This is a genomic window from Lysinibacillus sp. RU7 (assembly GCF_057837305.1).
The window spans coordinates 1-277 of the sequence record NZ_JBYQFK010000112.1 but is presented as its reverse complement, the minus strand read 5'-3'; the positions used below and the strand labels follow the sequence as shown (position 1 = coordinate 277).

Here is a 277-nt window from a genome sequence, read left to right as displayed (position 1 = left end):
GATTACCAGTCTGGTAATCGATATAATTTTCGTTTTCTCCGACCCGAAATGGGAATTTACAGTCAACGAATTGTCTTTTTTTGCTTGAAGCTTAAAAATTGCCTGAACTTTCTCCAAAGCCTGATTAACTCGAGACTGTTCAAAGGGTTTGAGAACGTAATCGACTGCATCGACATCAAAAGCTTTGACAGCATAGCTATCAAAAGCAGTTGCAAAAACAATCAATGGTGGATGAATAAGTTTTTTTAATTCATTTGCTAATTGAAAACCATTTTCA

1 protein-coding gene is annotated in these 277 nt (G+C 35.4%); it reads right to left on the bottom strand.

The annotated features are described in order from the left end of the window. On the bottom strand, positions 1-277 hold a 277-nt coding region (locus AC3II9_RS21745), incomplete at both ends, for a response regulator (protein WP_489158766.1).